Raw genomic sequence first — 19739 nt, forward strand, 5'->3', positions numbered from 1 at the left:
AGAGAACACAGAGAGAGAAGAAATAGAGAGGGTTTTTGCGTTAGTTTTGGGATATTTTTTTTTGGAAGTCCCTAAGTGCGAGATAGACGTTTGACCTCTTCACCCGCTAACATCTGATGAGCTTGTTCCAAAAGTTGGGGGATTTTATCGGCATGGGGATTCTGGGTAAGACATTGCCGCAAGTTTAATTCATCTAGCCGGTCGGCTTTATTGCCGGGGAACCAGTGACCACCATTGCCAAGCAGGTTGTAGCGCATTTTAGCGTAGTTTACTAAATCGTAGGCGATCGCTAAATTCCGCAGCCACAAAATCACCCGAATATTTACCTCGCCAGGGGTTTGGTCAAAGGTTGGTAGATTTGTTTCCCAGGATTTTACCCAATCTTCTCCCAAAGTAGCAATCGCTTCTGATTCCAATCTTGCTAAGATTGGTGGCAAAATTTCTGATGCTCGATCTATTAATTCTAAAGTCTTCAGATGTTCGTCAAAATCTTGTGGTTTTGCTGCTCCCAAGCTCAGGGTATGTACCTCTTGATGGCTCAAACAAAACAAATCATTAAACACCATTGGACTCAACGGGGCGCAAAGATTTACTAATTTTTGGGGAGGCTCATACAACAAACCTCCTTTATTAGATGGGCTAATAATAAACACCCCCATATCGTGGCGTTTAGCTGCTTCGATTGCCGCCCAATTCCATTGATTAATGTAGTACCAGTGCAGGTTGACGTAATCAAATTGATTGGTATTAATTGTCTGCACGATTATATCTGTCGAGCCGTGTGTGGAAAAGCCAATAAATCTAACTTTTCCCTCTGCTCGCAACTGCTGCGCTACTTCCAAACAGCCGCCGGGACGGATGCTTGCATCTAACGACTCAGGATGATTAATGCCGTGCAACCCTAAAAGGTCAACATAATCTAGCTGGAGATTTTTCAAGGATTGTTCAAATGTCTCCCGAAATTCTTTCGCATCTGCCTTTGGATTGATTTTTGTCTGAACAATTAACTTTTCGCGGGGAAACTTGGGCAATATTCTCCCCAATTGCATTTCAGAAGTGCCATAACCACGGGCAGTTTCAATATGATTAATCCCAACCTCGACTGCCCTTCTAATAGTCGCTTCCAGATTCGCCTGGTTATCAGCAGGAATTTCATGATTGGGAACATCCTCCCATTTGAACTGATATCTCATGCCACCGCAGGAAAACACTGGCATCTGTAATTCTGTACGCCCAAATCTTCTATATAGCATTAGTGGATTGTGGATTGCTTGCCAACTTAAAATCTAAAAACGATAGTCATTCCAGCTTTCAGTGCCACAATCATTCCCTCTGTTCAATCTGTGACACTAGCAATATTCATCGCATTCTTAAATCGGTCAGGTCTTTTATTTATTGGATTTTTACCAATATTCCAGTTCCACAGAATAATTATCTCATCGTAGTTACCACTTTCTTAAGTTTAGATCAAGAAATGGCAAAACAACCCAGCAGTGCTGAGTTGTGCGAAAGTGAACTAACAAAAAAGTTCAAATTAATTTTTTGCAATCTGAGACTGCGCGTGAGTTAAGCAAGTTTTCAATTTTTCAGCTAATACTTGTACATGCGGTTCTTTAAGTATGTCAAGGTGAGATCCGGGAATGTAATGGATATCCAATCCTCCAACTACTACCTCGTCCCAGCCAAATTGAGGAGCGTATTCTATGCCTATAGCTTCGTCCCGATTTTTATCCTCTGTCCGCAAAAGAATAGCTCGACCAAGGTAAGGTGAAAAAATATAGTCATTGAGGGCTTGAGTGTTAGTATCTATAACCTTTAAATGCTTATCAGTTTCAGGTACATGAAGTACGTTTTCCAAGTAACGGTTATATGTATTTTGTAATTCTTGCTTACGCCAATAACTCCATCTCACAACCTTTTGCCAAAGGTAGTTAGGCCCTTGTTGAACAATATTATTTAAATGCAAAAAAACTCGCTTGAGAACTGGCGACTGCCAGCTATAACCTAGACGACAACTATCAAGCATAACTAAAATGCCAACTTGTTCGCCTTGCTTTTGGAGTTGCCGAGCCATCTCGAAGGCAACTGTACCCCCAAAGGAATAACCTCCGAGAAAATAAGGGCCATGAGGTTGAAGGGTTTGAATTTCTTGAATGTAGTGCGCTGCCATATCTTCAATGCGGGTATGGAGAGGGTATTTTTCATCTAGCCCTCGTGGTTGTAATCCGTAAAATGGTTGTTCTGTCCCCAGATGCAATGCCAATTCACGGAAACATAAGACTTCTCCACCCAGCCCGTGAATACAGAAAAAAGGTGGCTTGGAACCGTTGGGTTGAATTTCTACCAAGGATGACCAGCTAGATTTTGACTGATTTAAAGTATTTACTAAAACCGAGTTTGTTGTTAAATCTTCTTCTTGAGAAATTATTTTGGCTAGAGCCTCTACAGTCCCCGACTGGAAAAGAATTGCAAGCGGCAGGTTTTTACTAAATGTCTTTTCAATTTGCCAAAACAGTTTTACCGCTAGGATAGAATGTCCTCCTAGCTCGAAGAAGTTATCCCTAACACCAATCGGCTGGACACCTAAAATTTGTTCCCAAATCTGGGTTAATTGATGTTCCACTTCATTGCGGGGAGCAACAAAGGTATCTTCTGGCTCTTGCCTCGATAAGTCTGGTGCTGGTAGGGCGCGGCGGTCTACCTTGCCGTTGGGGGTTAAGGGCATGGTGTCCAGCACGACAAAAGCCGAAGGTATCATGTACTGTGGCAATTTTGTCGAGAGGAAACCCCGGATATCAGTAATCGCAATTCCTGAGTCTTGATTCGGTATAATGTAAGCCACCAAACGTCGATCGCCAAGAATATCTTCACGGGCAATCACTACAGTCTGGAGTACATCTGGGTGTTGGGCTAAGACCGTTTCAATTTCCCCTGGTTCAATGCGTATCCCCCGGATCTTGACTTGATGATCTTGGCGACCGAGAATTTCTAGAGAGCCATCTGGACGATAGCATCCGCGATCGCCTGTATAATAAAGCCAATCGTGGCGATCGTTCCGAAAAGGATTCTTGACAAACCGAGAATGGTTTTCTTGCTGGGCATTGATGTAACCTAAACTCCGGAATGGAGTTCGGATTACAATCTCGCCCGGTTCACCGATACCGCACGGTTGTTGATTTGGTGTGAAAACCAGTGCTTGAGTTTGCGGCAGCGGTAATCCTACTGGCTGTACACCAGGGCTACAGTCAACAGGTACTCGGTAATAACACTTTGCCAAAGTTGTCTCTGTCGGGCCGTAGAGATTAATAATTTCACCTGATTCTGGAAAAGCATCCCGCCAGCGAACTACAAGGGTTTCTTTTAAAGGTTCTCCAGCCAAGAATAACCAGCGTAAGTTACGTAAAGAGACTCCTGACGGCACATTCGCTAACCATAATTGCGCCAGCGAAGGAACTGTATGCAGTACAGAAATTTGCTCATTTTCCAAATAACGCAGAATTCTCGTTGGTTCTAAGTTATCCTCTTCTTCTGGCAAGCATAGGGTTGCACCACTAGTTAAAGGTAAGAAAATATCTCTAAGAACGACATCAAAAGAAAGACCAGTTAATTGGGCAACGCGGTCTTGCTGATTAATTTCAAAGGTCTGTCGCTGCCAGTTTAGAAAATGTGCCAACCCTTTATGACACCCCAGCACACCTTTTGGTACACCAGTAGTGCCGGAAGTAAAGAAAATATAAGCTGCATCGTCGGCAGCGATTTCAGGTAGATTTACTGCTTCAATGCTCTTTTGAGAATTTATGGCTTCTCCTGTGTCTGGGTTGACACAGATGCTAGTTAAAGACTCCCCTATCTTTTCGTCTTCTGGACGCTGACCATCAATATATAATATGTATTTAGCTTTAGCTTCCTGTAGCATCAGCCGCTGGCGTTGGCTGGGAAGTTTGGGATCGAGGGTTAGTAACACACTGCCACTCAAGAGTACGCCAAGCATACTGGCAATTAGCCCAAAGCTGCGTGTCCCAAACACGGCTACGACATCTCCGCGCTCTACTCCGTGAGATAACAAAACCTGTGCTAAGGTTTGAGCGGTTTTGCCCAACTCCCCATAATTCCAAGTACGAAATCCTTGACGAAGTGATAAATGTTCTGGGGTACAATTTACCCAAGAGGTAAACATTGTTGTCGTCAAGTCATACCGTGGTTCTGCTAAAATCGCCCTTGGTTCCGGCAGCAAAGGTCGTGCTTTTGGTGTCACCAAGGAATACAAACTAATTTTTCTCTCTGGAGCAGCAACAATTTGATTCAGCAAGTGATGGAATTGATCGAGCATTTCCATCATCCGTTCTGAAGTAAACAGATCGGTGTTGTAAACTAAATCAAGTTGGATTCCTTGATTTTGTTCTGTAACGTAAAGGGTTAAGTCGAACTTAGAAGCTGTTTCTAGGATCGAGACTGGTTCGATAGGCACTCCAGGTAGTTCCAGTTGGATGTCCCTTAAGTTGAGCATATTAAACCACACTTGAAATAGTGGGTTGCGACTGGTATCTCGCTCTGGTTGCAGTTCTTCTACCAGTTTCTCGAAGGGCATATCTTGATGAGCATAAGCAGCTAATGCCATCTGGCGAACTCGATTTAGCACTGAACGAAAACTGGGGTTGTCGGCAAAATCAGTCCGTAAAACAACTGTATTAATAAAAAATCCAATTAACTCTTCAATCTCAGAACGGTTACGTCCGGCAATGGGAGAACCGATAAGAATGTCTTCTTGCCCAGTATAGCGGTGCAGTATTGTCCCAAAAGCTGCCAGCAATGTCATGAATAGAGTGACACCCTCCTGATGCGAGAGTTCTGTGAGTGATGCACTCAAAGTCTGTGGTAGCATCAGAGATTCGGCTGCTCCTTGGTAAGTTTGCACTGGTGGCCGTGGTCGGTCGGTGGGCAATTCCAGTACAGTATTAGCACCTGCTAATTGGGTTTTCCAATAGTTAATTTGGCTGGAAAGTACTTCACCTGATAGCCATTGGTGCTGCCACACAGCAAAATCCGCATACTGAATGGGCAATTTTGCCAAGGGGGAAGGCTTACTGTTCAAAAAAGCTTCATAAAGCGCTATTAACTGCTGCCAGAGAATACCGATTGACCAGCCATCTGAGGCGATGTGGTGCATCATTAACAAGAGTATATGCTCCTGCTCGTCTACTTGCAGCAAAGTAGCACGCAGCATTAAGTCAGATTCTAAGTTGAAGGGGCGTTGCACCTCTTGATTGAGGAAAAATTCTACTTGGTCTTTTGTTACCTGAATGATTTTGAGTTCCACTGGCCGAGGCGTGCCAATTACTTGTATGGGGCTACCATCAAGTGATGTAATAAAGTTGGTTCGCAATGCCTCATGATGGACAACGATCGCATCTAGTGACTGTTGTAATATACCCAGGTTTAACTGGCCCGTTAAGCGCTGTGCATTGGAGACAATATACGCTCGGCTATTGGGTTCCAACTGCTCCAAAAACCAGACTCGCTGCTGGGCAAAGGATAGAGGTGCTGATTGCCGATTGGCTATTTGAGGAATAGTCTGATTTTGGGGATCGTTTTCTGGAGTTTGGTTTTGGGCAATCGCTTGAGCTAAAGTGGCGATCGTGGGATTCTCAAATAAGAGTTGCAACGCTATTTCTATTTGAAAAGCTTGGCGAACTCTAGACATCACTTGAGTGGCCAGCAGTGAATGCCCTCCCAATTCAAAAAAATTGTCGTGGATTCCTACTTGTTCCAGACGCAGAACTTTCGCCCAAATGCCAGCCAAGACTTCTTCTGTCGAATTCTGAGGTGGAACAAAGTTAGTTGACAGCTTAATATCAGATGTATCCGGTGCAGGTAAAGCGCGGCGGTCTATTTTACCGTTGGGATTTAATGGTAGAGTGTCCAAAAATACAAAGAAACTAGGCAGCATGTATTCAGGCAACCGAGTTTCCAAAAAGCGACGCAATTCAGCCTGGCTAGGAATTTGCTCTGGATGGGCAACAATATATGCTACAAGTCGCTTGTCCCCAGGAACATCCTCTCTGGCTATGACTAAAGTCTGTGTCAGTGCCGGATGTTGAGCTAATATAGCTGCAATTTCTCCTAATTCAATTCGGAAGCCACGTATTTTAACTTGGTCGTCAATGCGACCAAGGAACTCGATATTACCATCGCTCAAATAACGCGCTAAGTCCCCAGTTTTGTAAAGGCGTGCCCCAGGTTCAGAGCTAAAAGGGTTGAAAATAAACTTCTCTGTGGTCAATTCTGGACGGTTAAGATAGCCTCGCGCTAGACCAATACCGCCAATGTGCAGTTGACCTGATTCACCAACAGGCACTGGCTGCAAATTTTCATCGAGGATGTGAATCTCTGCATTGGTAATCGGACGACCAATAGGTGCAATAGCATAATTAGTACCGCGCTGGCAACTCCAGAAAGTAGTATCAATAGAAGCTTCTGTCGGGCCGTAACAATTATGTAAAACATTGTCCAAATTCAGTTGGGTAAAGAAGCGTTCTATAAGTTCGCCAGGTAAAGCTTCACCACCGCAGGTAATGTGTCTGATGAATCGGCAATTTTCAATTCCCTTCTCTTCTAATAAGACACGCAGTATGGAAGGTACTAAAGCCAGAACTGTGATTTGCTGCTCGGTAATCACCTTCACAAGATAGGCTGTATCTTGATGTCCGCCAGGGCGAGCCATAAATAATTGCCCCCCAAAGCACAATGGCCAGAATATCTGCCACACTGAGGGATCAAAGCTAAAAGAAATAGTCAGTAAAACTTTGTCTGCGTGAGTTAATCCAAAAGTTGTTTGCTTCCAGTAGAGTTGATTACAGATACCACGGTGAGGGATCATTACACCCTTGGGCTGTCCTGTAGAACCAGATGTGTAAATTACGTAGATGAGGTTATCAGCCGTAGTTTGGTTTACAGGATTTTCTTGACTATTTTGAATATTTCCTTGCCAGTCTAAGTCCAGACAAACCACTTGCGCCTGATGCGGTGGTAAGTTATTGACCAATTTTTCTTGGGTTAACAATACTGGCGTCTGGGTGTCCTCCAAGATAAAAGCTAAACGTTCTGAGGGATATGCCGGATCTAAAGGCACATAAGCGCCTCCAGCTTTGAGAATGCCCAGTAGTCCTACAATCATCTCTAAGGAGCGCTCTAAGCATATACCTACAAGTACTTCCGGCCCAACGCCTAAAGCACGTAGGTGGTGCGCTAGTTGATTCGCCCGCTCGTTTAATTGTTGATAAGTAAGTTGTGTATTTCCACATACTACCGCAATCGCTTGGGGCGATCGCTCCACTTGCATCTCAAACATTTGATGAATGCACAGATCGTGATTATGAACTACTTGGGTGTCATTCAATTCCTGTAAAACTTGAGTGCTGATGGTGTTATTTAAGGTATTTAAGGTAATATTTTGCTTATATTCTGATGTCTGACTATTTATCTGCATTTTCTATATTAAGTTCCAGTAGGCATAAATAATTAAAGTTTATGAAGACGTAAATAATTAAAGGTTTATTACTAAAAAAGATATGAGCAAATATAGCCCCTAGTATATAGAAAATCAGAACAATACAATTAATAACTCTCAGATAACCAACATAATAGCAATTTTGAATGATACACACTAGGAGCACACAGATACGTTGTGCACCCCTACTAATTGTTTGGACTCTAAGCAATTGCAAATTGCCATAACACTTACCAAACTCAAAAATTGCTAAGTTGCTATTTAGCTTTTGACTATTACCAGTGCCTTCATTTCAGCATTGAGTAGAGGTTGATGATAATTTTTTTGTAGGTCTGGCACAGGTTTTCCATCTACAATAACTTTGTAGATTTTTGCATGGCAGTTGCTCGGTAAATTATCAATAATTCTTGTTTTGAATGCAGCAGGACTATAAGTTCTAGCAAAGCCTTCATATGCACCCCATCCAGCAAAGCTTGCAGTATTGTCAAAAATTGTGATTGCTTCGTCAACATTAGACTTTTGAATCCGTTTATTGTTCCAGATTTCTGCATATTCATTAGTTAAAAATAGCGGTGCAATGACAAGTTTTCTGCCAACTTTCAATAAACGTACTGCCTCTTTAATAAACTTAATATCCAAATCATCTCGAAAATGCTCAAAAGAGTGATGACAGCTAATTCCATCTAAAGATTCATCTGGAAGAGGGATCGCATCAATAGAGCCACCAATGTACTTAATTCCATCTGTGACTTTTCCATCCAATAAAGAGTCTTGGCAGTAAGCATTCAATTTGAAGTCCGAAACTGCCATTAAAGCCTTTATATATTCAGCTTTTTCACCACCAGCAGCATCGAGTATTTTATCACCTTCTTTCAACTCTAAGAGAGTCATTGTCGTCAAATATTCGAGTGGCTTGGAATGGATGTAATCAAGCTGATTATATTTACTTAATACATCTGAATTTACAAAATTCCTATAATCTTTTTCAGAAAAAGATAAATTATTTATTTCTGTCTGTGCTTTTACTATTTCCAAATCATCTGTGGCTCGTAAAATTTTATTAACTTCTAAATTATTGAGACGCAAGTTTGTCAGGAAACTCCACTTTTTACTGGTTAAAAACCTACCCAATCGATCTAATATATCTAATTTACTAGTAACCATACTTTCACCCCGTGTTTTATTGATTGAAATGAAACTCTAAATTATTACAATTGAATCCAAAAAATCAAATTTCTGTTTTAGCCAACAAACACAAACATTTACACGCAATTATAAAAGTACATTATCCTATATCAGTAAAATCTACTGAATGAAAAATAGTTTTTACAAAATCTTCATTTTGTCTCTAATTATATAAAATTAATGTAAAGCCGTAAGATTATTTTTTTGAAGAATTTAGGCGAACTCATAAAACCCAACTACGTTTGTAACATCAGTCTTCTACTCTAAACTACAGTTTCGTCGTTAAGGTTGTTGCCCTTTTAAGACTTGATTTAGAAATGTCTATGAAACTGACTCAAGTTTAACCATAAATATTCAACAATGTAAACTTTTATTACAAACATCAAATTTTTGATGCATTTTGTTATAAATTATGTGTAAGTTTTGTTAATCAGTAATTATGCGTAAAAAAATAAACACAACAAGACAACTTTATATTCAAAGCTGAATTAGTCCAAATAAATATGCTAGAGTAATATTTGAGGTGATATCAATCATTCTATACCTCGAATAAGTAAAATTCTCTAACATATCTGCGATATCCATAATTAATTTAGCTGATGTATTAGTAACCTCAAAAATTATAATATTTTTATTTTGCTTGCTTGATTATTAACATCAGCAGTTTTGTTTAATTGCCAAGTTAAAATTGGACAACAAATACTTTTTTTCATTAATTTTTACAGACTAAAATTGTGATTATAGGCTGCAATCAAACCTAGGTATTTCGGTAGTAACGGCACTCAAACCGACCCTGGAGAATGCTTTTGATAAAAAACTTAAAGTTACTCTCAAGAAAATTTTTAAGAATAGACTAAAAAGTCAATTTTTCTTTGTAAATAAAAATAATGAGATACCCAAATTGTCTTGTATATCTAATATCCTATCAAATTTTACCTACACCAAGTGTTCCTAACTATGAGTAATCAAAGCATTACAACAAATAAATTCAGTGAAGTACCTTTGGATTTACGTGCATCGACATTTGTCACGGTACGTAAGGGTTCATGGTGGTTGAGATTAACAACATTATTTTTAGTAGACTGCACTCTTTTATTTCTAGCTTGGGTTTTAGCAGCATATCAATCTACTTATGGACATTTTTATTGGTATATACCAATTCATTATTTACCAATCTTAACAGCTATTGGGATTCAAATAGGATCGCTAGCTGTTGAGGGTATTTATCGAGAAGGTCAAAAACGTTATGACTATTTCAATATTATCAAATCGCTAACTTTTGCTCATGGATTAATCGTTTTAGTTAGTTTTTTGTATAAACCAGTTGTTGATATCACACGTCCAAGATTAATATTATTGCCTTGGTTGCTAAGTATATTTTTTGTTTGTACTGGTAGATACGCTGTAAATATTACTCTTGAATATCTACGCAAGCAGAAAAAAATAGTTCGTTCTTCTGTTTTCATTATTTGCGATCCTCAAGATCGCGAGCAGATTGCGAGTTTTATAAAAAAAGAAAAGCATTACATTATATCTGGAACGGCGAATGCTAATTCACTAGACAGATATCAGCGTCAGCAAACATTGTCTCAGCTTAATCAACTAGGAGTGACAGAAGTTTTTATATCTTGGGATGCGCTAAAAAATAGAATGTTTTTGTGCTGGTTATTTCAAGCATCTGGGATACAAGTACATATTTTACCGATGGAATTAAAACCAATTTATAAAAACGTACAATTCAACAAAATAGGTGGAATGCCTTGTCTGAGTTTGGATTGTCCGATAATTACAGGTAAAGATTTTTGGATCAAGCGTAGTTGTGATTTTTGTTTTGCGACTTTATTTGTAATGTTATTATTCCCGGTTTATATAGCTATAGCTATAGCTATAAAATTTGACTCTCCAGGCACAGTATTTTACAAACAAACCCGTATAGGTTTACATGGTCAACAGTTTAAAGTATGGAAATTCAGAACGATGAGGTCTGATGCAGAAAAATTACAAAAAGAATTAGAAGCTTTAAATGAAACAAAAGATGGAATTATCTTTAAAATTAAAGATGATCCTCGCATTACCCGTGTTGGAAAATTTCTCCGTCGTTATAGTTTAGACGAATTACCTCAACTTTTTAACGTTATCCTTGGAGAAATGAGTATAGTAGGACCTCGACCTTTACCTACCAGAGATGTTGAAAAGTTTTCTGAACACCATTTTATTCGACATGAAATCTTACCTGGTATTACAGGTCTTTGGCAAGTCTCAGGTCGTTCAGATATTTTAGATTTTGAACAAGTGATTCATCTAGATATTAGCTATATCGAAAATTGGTCGCTTGGGTTAGACTTTGAAATTCTCCTTAAAACAGTTATGGTGGTTCTGAAAAAAGATGGTGCTTACTAATAGAAAAAATCCATAGCATGAAGGCTAGGATTATAGAATTTACTTTCCGTATCAATCAATAAATTTATTGCAGTGTTCAGTTTAATTTACAGCGGATTAAATTTAGATTTTTCTACATAACTGAGTAATTAGTTACTTATTTTGTTTGAGAATGCTCTCGAAAAATCTATAAGGATATATCCGACAAAAAATTGTGGTGACTCAAAATAAAAGAATTAAGCTGAATTAAGAATTATTAAGAATGGTAGAAAAGTACAAATTCATAAGTAATTCCTTCTCGATGATACTCAATCGGTTAGCACAAAGTGTTACAGCTTTTGTGTTAACCGCTTCGATTGCTCGTACTCTAGGAGCTGAAGCTTTAGGGCAGTATCTACTAGCATATAGCTACTATTTTATCTTTGTGGGCATTGCTTCACAAGGGTTAAAAACATTGTTTACTAGAGAACTAGCTCGTGAGCCACAAAAAACACCAGTCTATTTGATCAGTGGTACTTGCCTACAGTTAATATTTAGTTTTTTCAGTTATGCGGCATTGGTGATTGTAGTATTTTTACTTCCCTATAGTTCCAAAACCTCGACTGTTTGTTACATAATGGGTTTAACGATCATTCCCTTTGCGCTTTCTAATATAACAGAGGCAATTTTTCAAGCGAAAGAAAAGATGCATCTGATTGCGATCGCTACAGTGCCAGTCTATATTTTACGCCTAATAATCATGATTTGGGCGATGCAACTAAAATATGGAATTGAATATTTGGGGGCGATCCTAGTTTTTTCAGAAACACTAATTTTGGTAATTGAATGGATTTTTATCGCTCGGTTGGTAAAAATGCAATGGCAAATTGATAGGAGTTTTGTCTTTAATACAATCAAAAGTGCACGTACATTTTTTGCTATTGAAGCAATAGCTGTAGTAAGTGGCAGAATTCAAATATTGATCCTTTCATTGTTAGGAAATGAGATTTTAGTAGGTTTATTTGGCGGTATAACACAATTATTACAACCCTTTATGATTATTGCTAACAGTATAGGTTTAGCAATATTTCCAAGACTTTCAAAGGCAGTAGAGCAAGGACGGGAAAGGCAGAGGCAGATAGCTGAAAATATTATCGAAATCCTACTAATCATCGCATTACCCTTATTTCTTGGAATCTTATTATTTGGCAAAGAACTATTAGTTTTTCTCTATAATGCTAGCTTTGCTGAAGCAAATATAGCTCTTATTATAAGCGCTGCATCACTCGTTTTTTTGCCATTTACACGCTCACTGACTTATTTACTTGTAGCCAATGGTTTCGAGATAGTGAACCTACGTGAAGTAGTTATTACCACTACATTAGGTAGCTTAGGAGGTGTGGTATTAGTTTCGCAATATAAGTTACTAGGTGCAGCTTTAATGGCATTATTAATGACTATTTCTGGTTTTAGCCAGTATATTTATTTCACCTATACTCGCTTATTCCCATTAAATTTATGGCGAATTATCCGCCGACCATTAATAATAACTATTTTAATGCTACCTATATTAATATTATTACAAAAGCTGAACTTAGACTTTATATTAACTCTAATTATTGCAACTTGTGCCTATGCTTTATTTGTGATTTTTTTAGGTATTCGTGCCTTTGGAGGGTTTCGTTTTTTATGGTTCAAATTATTAAAATCACAGTAATTAGTTTCCGAATAAATTCTTATCATTAGCTCATAAAAATTGATGAAATAATTTAAGGTTAGGGGATAATTTTAATTATGATTAAGGTTGCTTTATTACATTTTAGTTTTGAAGATTACACCATTGAATTAGCAAACAGTCTGGTTAAACATGTTGATTTAACGCTAATTCATCCGGAAAAAGTCTCAAATGTCTGTAGCAATGTTCTTGATTCTAGTATCCGCGTAATTAGCTTTAAAAAACCACGGATTCGCGACCCACGCAACCTATTGTCTATGTACGCGATGATGCGTATTATTAAAGATATACAGCCGGATGTCTTGCACGTGCAAGAAACTAACGATCCTTGGTATGATTGGACTCTGTTACTCAACAAAATGCCGCCACTGGTGACGACTATCCACGACATATTCCGTCACCCAGGAGATAGTATGGCTGTATTCGGTTCAGAGTATACCAGGCGTATTGCCTTCTATCGTTCCCAACAATTGATTGTCCATACTCATCAACTAAAAAAGATTCTAACTGAACAATTTCGTATACCTCAAGAGCGAGTCAATGTTTTGCCACATGGAGAACTTGGTAGTTTGTATCAGCGTCGGGGTAAGCAGAATAGTCAGACTCGTGAGCCAAATACATTACTATTTTTTGGACGTATCTGGCCCTACAAAGGATTGAAATATTTACTTCAGGCTATGCCTTTAATTGCTGAACGGATACCTGAAGTCAAGCTGATTATCGCTGGACGGGGAGAAAACATCAAACAATATTTCCCTAATGGTTATGATGAGAAACGCTACGAAATTATCAATGACTTTATCCCTCTTGAAGAAGTAAGTAATCTATTTCAACGCAGTACGGTAACAGTTCTACCATACATAGAAGCCTCTCAAAGTGGTGTGGCAGCTTTATCTTATGGGATGGGAACACTGGTTGTAGCCTCTGAAGTAGGGGGATTAAGTGAGATAATTCAGCATAAAAAAGATGGGTTGTTAGTTCCACCTTGTGATGTCCAATCTTTAGCTGATGCTATTATTTATTTGTTAAGCGATCGCGACTTGCAACAACGTATGCAAACTGCGGCATTAGCTCGTTGTCAGGAAGATTTAAATTGGTCAAATATTGCCGCTCAGACAGCTCAAATTTATTATAAAGAAATGAATATGCAAAATAAATATTAGTTAATTTATTATGAGGAAAATACTAATTTTTGCTGAACAGGTATTCACAATTCTGAGCTTGCTGATGTATTCAGGGGCAATTTTTGTTGTTGTACTGTCAGGAGGAGCAGGACAACAAGATTTAGTAGAATATGATAGCTCTTTGATTCGGATTATTTATTCTTTAATCTACGCAGTTACCTTAGTACTACTAGTTTTGCGTTGGAAGAAAACTCTTTATTTCTTTAATAAAGACTTTTGGCTTTATTCTTTAATTTTATTGTCAGCTGTTTCTATTATTTGGTCTTTTGAACCATCAACAACATTAAAAAATAGTTTTGCCCTGATTAATTCTAGTTTATTTGGATTATATTTTGCTTCGCGATATAGCTTAAAACAGCAATTACATTTACTTGCTTGGAACTTTGCAATTATTATAATACTTAGTTGCGTTTTTGCTATAGCCTTGCCTCAATACGGGATACAGCATGATTTGGGTAGCCCAAAGTGGCGTGGAGTATTCACGCACAAAAACGGTCTCGGAGCAAGAATGGTAACGAGTAGTATGACTTTTTTGATCCTTGGTTATCAACATCAAAAACGTAATTGGCTTTTTTGGGGTGGGTTTTGCTTGTCAGTACTACTTTTACTGCTTGCGTCTTCAGGTTCATCTCTAATTAATCTATTAATTCTAATATTGGCATTTTTTGCTTTTCAAATTTGGCGCTGGTCATACCAGTTGATGGTACCAACCTTAATAATGATAGCTACTATCAGCCAAGGTTTATATTTTTGGTTGTCTAATGATGCTGATATCCTATTCAGTGCAATTGGGAAAGATGCGACACTGACTGGTCGAACAGAGTTGTGGCCATTAGTAATTGATATGATTTGGAAACATCCTTGGCTTGGTTACGGTTATGGTGGATTCTGGCAAGGATGGAATGGCGAATCTGCCTATATTTGGCTTGCAGCTGGATGGATGCCAACCCACCCCCACAATGGTTATCTGGCTCTTTGCCTAGATTTGGGTCTTTTAGGGTTAGGAGTATTCTTTTTAGGATTTTGGCGCAGTTATTTGCAAGGATTTGCTTGGGTGCGTAGTAGTAAAACAGCATTTGATATTTGGCCACTTATACACATGACATTTATACTCTTATCTAGCCTGACTGAGTCTAATTTGATGGAATCAAATAGTTTGACTTGGATACTCTATGTGGCGGCATCTCTCTCAGTCAGAATGTAAAGATGAAGTAAAAATCAGATGATTAATCAACATAATTCTAACCAGCTAGTAACCGCAAATTTGATAGCTATTATGATGTAGACATCCATATTTATTGTTCAATCAGTTTCGCCAAGGATGATTATAGGTTACATAAATAAGGTATATTTTAGACTTGACAAGTGAGTGTTTTACTAAGGTAACGAACGTTTCATATTTCCCCTGCCCATCACCCATAAATTGTGGGTTTTGACCATTTTACCGAGTGAGTGAATAATTACTTGCGAAACTAATTAAAAATTGAAATGATTATGGCATCACCGAAGAAAGTACTAATTATCGTAGAAAATCTCCCAGTTCCCTTTGATAGACGGGTATGGATGGAAGCAACTACTTTGCAAAAAGCTGGGTATGAAGTTAGCGTAATTTCACCTACAGGTAATGGCTTTGATAAAGATTACGAAATTATTGAGCAGATTCACATTTACCGTCATCCTCTACCACCGGAAGAAAGTTCTGTCATTGGCTATCTCCGAGAGTACAGTTGGGCGATTAACTGGCAATTCCGTCTAGCTCAAAGGGTATGGCGAGAGCGAGGTTTTGATGTCATACATATTTGTAATCCGCCCGATTTACTTTTCTTGGTAGCAGTATGGTTTAAATTATTTCATGGTATATCTATTATCTTCGATCATCATGACCTCAGTCCGGAAATGTATGAAGCTAAGTATCGGCGGCGCGATATTTTTTATCATGGATTACGCTGGGCTGAACGCTTGACCTATGCCACAGCAGACATGGTGATTTCAACAAACGAGTCACACAGAGAGGTAGCTCTTAACCGTGGGCACAAGAAACCAGAGAAAGTATTTGTAGTTCGTAGTGCGCCGGATCTTTCGCGCTTTCGCCGAATGCCTCCAAACCCCAATTACCGTAGAGATAGGAACTATTTGATAGGTTACATGGGTGTCATGGGAGAACCAGAAGGTATTGATTATCTTTTGAGAATGGTATATTACATTGTCCACAAAAAAAATCGCTCTGATATTCACTTTATGCTAATTGGTAGTGGACCTATGGCAGAAAAGCTCAAGGACTTATCTAAAGAATTAGAAGTGAATGAGTTTGTAGAATTTACAGGGTTTAAGCAAGGTGAAGAACTTTTAGAGCGACTTTCCAGCTGTGACGTGTGTGTAGAACCTTCTCCAACATCTGCTTATAACGAAAACTGCACCATGAATAAAATCCTTGAATACATGGCAATGGGAAAAGCAATTGTCCAGTTTGATTTGCGAGAGGGAAGACGTTCTGCACAAGAAGCATCTCTTTATGCCAAGCCTAACGACGAGGTAGAATTTGCCGAGAAAATTTTGGAACTTCTAGATTCTCCTGAACGCAGACAAAAGATCGGAGCTGAGGGGCGACGCAGAATGGAGGAGATTCTTGAATGGCAATATCAAGCTCCAAAACTGTTAGATGCTTACAATAAAGTTTGGCAAAGTAGGTAGCTAATTCAACTTTCAGAATTATTATATTCAGTAAGTGATTTGAGTAATAAGTAGATGTTTATGGTCAAAAATTACAAACTGACTAAAGATCAAGTTTTTTACTTGACTTTGAAATTTTGTTTTTGGCTAAGATCGTTGATATGACTAAGGAATATAGCCGTATAATAAATATCCAATATCCAAAGAAAAAATCAAGTCTTTGATCATCCAGAAATAAACTTGAATGAATATGAATGGTTTATGGCTCAATGCAAAAAACTGTTAATTGAGCGTCCTGTTACTAAAGGGTTGATTTATAGGACGGCAGTTATAGTTAGGAGGTACTTAACTCACCAATCTAAAATTAACAAAAGTTTTGCTCAATAAAAGTAAACACACCACCGTTACAAGTTTGTACTCATGGGGACTCAAATTTTAACTTAAATATATACAATACAGTTCAGTTAAGCACTTATTGCGTCTTTGACGGTTCGTTAAAAAAATGATTTTGATATAGAGTTCAGCTTTAACTGAACCGTACTTGGTCTATACTATATTTTATATTGTAAAATTACATATAATCAGTATTGTAAATTGCACTGGTTTGTGGCTTTTATAAGTCAATTTTGAGTTTCTTGCTTAAGACCTGTACTTTGGAAGATTTATGTCAGAAAAATCTATGGAATCTAGAGAATCTATTGATTTAGACCTTAATCGTTACTTATTGATATTGAAACGGTGGTGGGTGCCTGCTTTCAGTATATTTGTGGCGACAGTTATTCTGAGTGCTATATCTACAAAATTTCTGAAGCCAGACTATGAAGCAGAAGGAAAACTGTTATTCAGAGTTCCCAGTTTTAAAGTAGCAGGCAATAATCTTTCCCCTAGTACCTCTGAAGGAGGAGACTCAGGAGATTTGAAACCATTGGTAGCAACTCAAAATCCCATAAGCAGTCAGATAGAAGTTATTTCTTCCCCAGCTTTGTTGCAACGGACAATAGACAAACTACAACTCAAAGACAATGAAGGTGAAGCTCTGGAGGTGAAAAAACTACTAAAAGTCCTGAACCTAAAAATTGTTGGTGGGACAGATGTATTGCGTATTACTTATAGAAGTCACGATCCTGAAGAAGCAGCGGCAGTAGTCAACACAATTATGAGGTTTTATTTAGAAAATGATATTCTGACAAATCGCTCTGAGGCAGGAGCAACTCGTCAGTTTATGGCCAAGCAACTTCCTACAACTCAAGCTGCTGTTAATAATGCAGAAGTAGCGCTACGTATATTTAAACAAAAGCATCAGATTGCAGATTTATCAGAGGAGACAAAGTCAGCTGTTGCGACTATTGGAAATTTAGACAATGAGATGAATACTGTCAAGGCTCAACTGGATGAGGTAAATGCCCAAACCAATGAACTGCGGCAGAAAGTAGAGCTAAATTCTCAGGAAGCGATCGCAGTGAGTGCCCTTAGTCAGTCACCAGCAGTACAGGGAATTCTTACACAACTCCAAGAGACCGATCGGCAGTTAGCGGTTGAGCGCAGCCGTTTTTTAGATGACAATCCTATAGTTATTAACTTAGAAGCAAAAAAAACTAATTTAAAATCTCTCTTGCAACAGCAAGTTGGTCAGACTATTGGCAATCAAACACAAGTTCCCCCAAGCCTATTGCAGATTGGAGAACTCAGACAAAGCCTGATACAGAACTTTCTGCAATCAGAAATACAACGTTTTGGCTTAACTCAAAGACTCTCCTCTCTATATAATTCTCGTGTCAAGTACGAACAGCGGGTGAAACTTTTACCCCAGCTGGCACAAAACCAACGAGAGTTGGAACGGAAAGTTGAAGTTGCAGAATCAACCTATCAAACTCTATTGAAAAAGGTTCAAGAGCTACAGTTAGTTGAAAATACAAATACACCTAGTTCCCGGATTATTGCTCAGGCTTTAGTGCCTGAAGATCCTACATTAACCAAACCAATAATTGTTTTGGTGTTAGGAGTCATGTTCGGTTTGTTTTTTGCTACCACAACTGTACTTTTTCTCGCAATGAGAGATAGATCTCTAAAAACACTTAAAGAAATTAGAGATGTATTTGGATATACTTTGCTAGGAATTGTACCTTTGTCTGTTAAAAAGCTTCGTTCTCGTTATTCAAATGCAGAATCAATATCTCAAACGATTGCTGTCAGGGACACTCCCCACTCTTTAACGAGCGAAATGTACCGGATGATTCAAGCAAATCTGAAATTCTTAAGTTCAGATAATTTGCTCAAAACCATTGTGATCACTAGTGCAGTTCCTAAAGAAGGCAAGTCTACAGTTTCAGCTAATTTGGCAGCAGCGATCGCTCAACTAGGACGTAAAGTTTTACTAATTGATGCAGATATGCGAGTTCCTTCTCAGCATCATCTCTGGCAACTAACCAATGAAGTTGGTTTGAGTGAGGTTCTTGTAGGCCAGACTGAATTTGAAATTGCCGTATCTAAGGTTATGGACAACCTTGATGTATTAACTGCTGGAGTTAGACCTCCCAACCCACTTGCTTTGCTTGACTCAAAACGAATGGCATCACTCATTGAGAATTTTTCATCTCAGTACAAGTATGACTTTGTAATTATTGATGCCCCTCCACTGCTTTTGGCAGCCGATGCTTTGACTTTAAGCCAAATGACTGATGGTATTTTGTTAGTAGCCCGACCCGGAGTGATTGATTCCAACAGTGCTAATGCTGCTCAAGAGATATTAGAGAGATCCAGTTACAACGTTCTAGGTTTAGTAGTCAATGGAGTCATTGATAAAAATGAATCTAGTAGTTATCGATATCATTCTCACGAATATTTTAAACCAAGAGAGTTGACAAAAGAGCTTAAGGGACTGGCGAAGAAATAAAACTTCTGAAGAATTCTCGCCTCGAAAGTAACTCCATGCACAAAACCTTGATTCATCCAAAGACTTCAGGTCTATTTCTACAGTAGCCGCACATAATTTCCGCTTCTGTATTCTGCTTTGCTTGTTTCTGCGGTCTGACTATGGGGTCTTCTTTTCCTTTGTAGCTCTTCCTCGCCCGTTTCCAATTGGGTTGTAGACAAAAATCTG

General features: G+C 38.6%; 9 protein-coding genes. 6 read left to right on the top strand and 3 right to left on the bottom strand.

What is annotated here, in order from left to right:
• Nucleotides 1–71: 71 nt before the first annotated feature.
• The 3 genes from ACM0OX_RS16730 to ACM0OX_RS16740 all read right to left on the bottom strand — a co-directional run bounded on the left by ACM0OX_RS16730 (nucleotide 72) and on the right by ACM0OX_RS16740 (nucleotide 8671).
• On the bottom strand, nucleotides 72–1253 hold the full coding sequence (locus ACM0OX_RS16730; protein ID WP_414516240.1) for an aldo/keto reductase: 1182 nt from the start codon (nucleotides 1251–1253) through the stop codon (nucleotides 72–74).
• Between the two features lie 281 nt (nucleotides 1254–1534).
• On the bottom strand, nucleotides 1535–7486 hold the full coding sequence (locus ACM0OX_RS16735; RefSeq protein WP_414516241.1) for an amino acid adenylation domain-containing protein: 5952 nt from the start codon (nucleotides 7484–7486) through the stop codon (nucleotides 1535–1537).
• A 282-nt stretch (nucleotides 7487–7768) separates the two neighbouring features.
• On the bottom strand, nucleotides 7769–8671 hold the full coding sequence (locus tag ACM0OX_RS16740) for a methyltransferase domain-containing protein (RefSeq protein ID WP_414516242.1): 903 nt from the start codon (nucleotides 8669–8671) through the stop codon (nucleotides 7769–7771).
• A gap of 978 nt (nucleotides 8672–9649) precedes the next feature.
• Here ACM0OX_RS16740 and ACM0OX_RS16745 point away from each other — a divergent pair.
• From ACM0OX_RS16745 to ACM0OX_RS16770, 6 genes are all read left to right on the top strand, one after another.
• Complete coding sequence (locus ACM0OX_RS16745; protein WP_414516243.1) at nucleotides 9650–11092, top strand: sugar transferase; 1443 nt, start codon at nucleotides 9650–9652, stop codon at nucleotides 11090–11092.
• 241 nt (nucleotides 11093–11333) lie between these two features.
• Complete coding sequence (locus ACM0OX_RS16750; RefSeq protein ID WP_414516244.1) at nucleotides 11334–12767, top strand: oligosaccharide flippase family protein; 1434 nt, start codon at nucleotides 11334–11336, stop codon at nucleotides 12765–12767.
• A 77-nt stretch (nucleotides 12768–12844) separates the two neighbouring features.
• Entirely contained in the window at nucleotides 12845–13948 is a 1104-nt protein-coding gene (locus tag ACM0OX_RS16755; RefSeq protein ID WP_414516245.1) for a glycosyltransferase family 4 protein, read from the top strand.
• A gap of 10 nt (nucleotides 13949–13958) precedes the next feature.
• Nucleotides 13959–15173 (top strand): O-antigen ligase family protein, encoded by a 1215-nt coding sequence (locus ACM0OX_RS16760; RefSeq protein ID WP_414516246.1) that lies wholly within the window; start codon nucleotides 13959–13961, stop codon nucleotides 15171–15173.
• A gap of 290 nt (nucleotides 15174–15463) precedes the next feature.
• A complete protein-coding gene (locus ACM0OX_RS16765) occupies nucleotides 15464–16660 on the top strand; it encodes a glycosyltransferase family 4 protein (RefSeq protein WP_414516247.1) in 1197 nt (398 codons plus the stop codon).
• Between the two features lie 643 nt (nucleotides 16661–17303).
• Nucleotides 17304–19532 (top strand): GumC family protein, encoded by a 2229-nt coding sequence (locus tag ACM0OX_RS16770; protein ID WP_414516248.1) that lies wholly within the window; start codon nucleotides 17304–17306, stop codon nucleotides 19530–19532.
• Nucleotides 19533–19739: the final 207 nt, after the last annotated feature.

Source organism: Nostoc sp. PCC 9305, assembly GCF_963920915.1.
Classification (GTDB): Bacteria; Cyanobacteriota; Cyanobacteriia; order Cyanobacteriales; family Nostocaceae; genus Nostoc.

Coding starts and splice junctions, on each gene's coding strand:
- ACM0OX_RS16740 (WP_414516242.1), bottom strand. CDS start 8,671: ATGGTTACTAGTAAATTAGATATATTAGATCGATTGGGTAGGTTTTTA.
- ACM0OX_RS16770 (WP_414516248.1), top strand. CDS start 17,304: ATGTCAGAAAAATCTATGGAATCTAGAGAATCTATTGATTTAGACCTT.
- ACM0OX_RS16750 (WP_414516244.1), top strand. CDS start 11,334: ATGGTAGAAAAGTACAAATTCATAAGTAATTCCTTCTCGATGATACTC.
- ACM0OX_RS16730 (WP_414516240.1), bottom strand. CDS start 1,253: ATGCTATATAGAAGATTTGGGCGTACAGAATTACAGATGCCAGTGTTT.
- ACM0OX_RS16755 (WP_414516245.1), top strand. CDS start 12,845: ATGATTAAGGTTGCTTTATTACATTTTAGTTTTGAAGATTACACCATT.
- ACM0OX_RS16745 (WP_414516243.1), top strand. CDS start 9,650: ATGAGTAATCAAAGCATTACAACAAATAAATTCAGTGAAGTACCTTTG.
- ACM0OX_RS16765 (WP_414516247.1), top strand. CDS start 15,464: ATGGCATCACCGAAGAAAGTACTAATTATCGTAGAAAATCTCCCAGTT.
- ACM0OX_RS16760 (WP_414516246.1), top strand. CDS start 13,959: ATGAGGAAAATACTAATTTTTGCTGAACAGGTATTCACAATTCTGAGC.
- ACM0OX_RS16735 (WP_414516241.1), bottom strand. CDS start 7,486: ATGCAGATAAATAGTCAGACATCAGAATATAAGCAAAATATTACCTTA.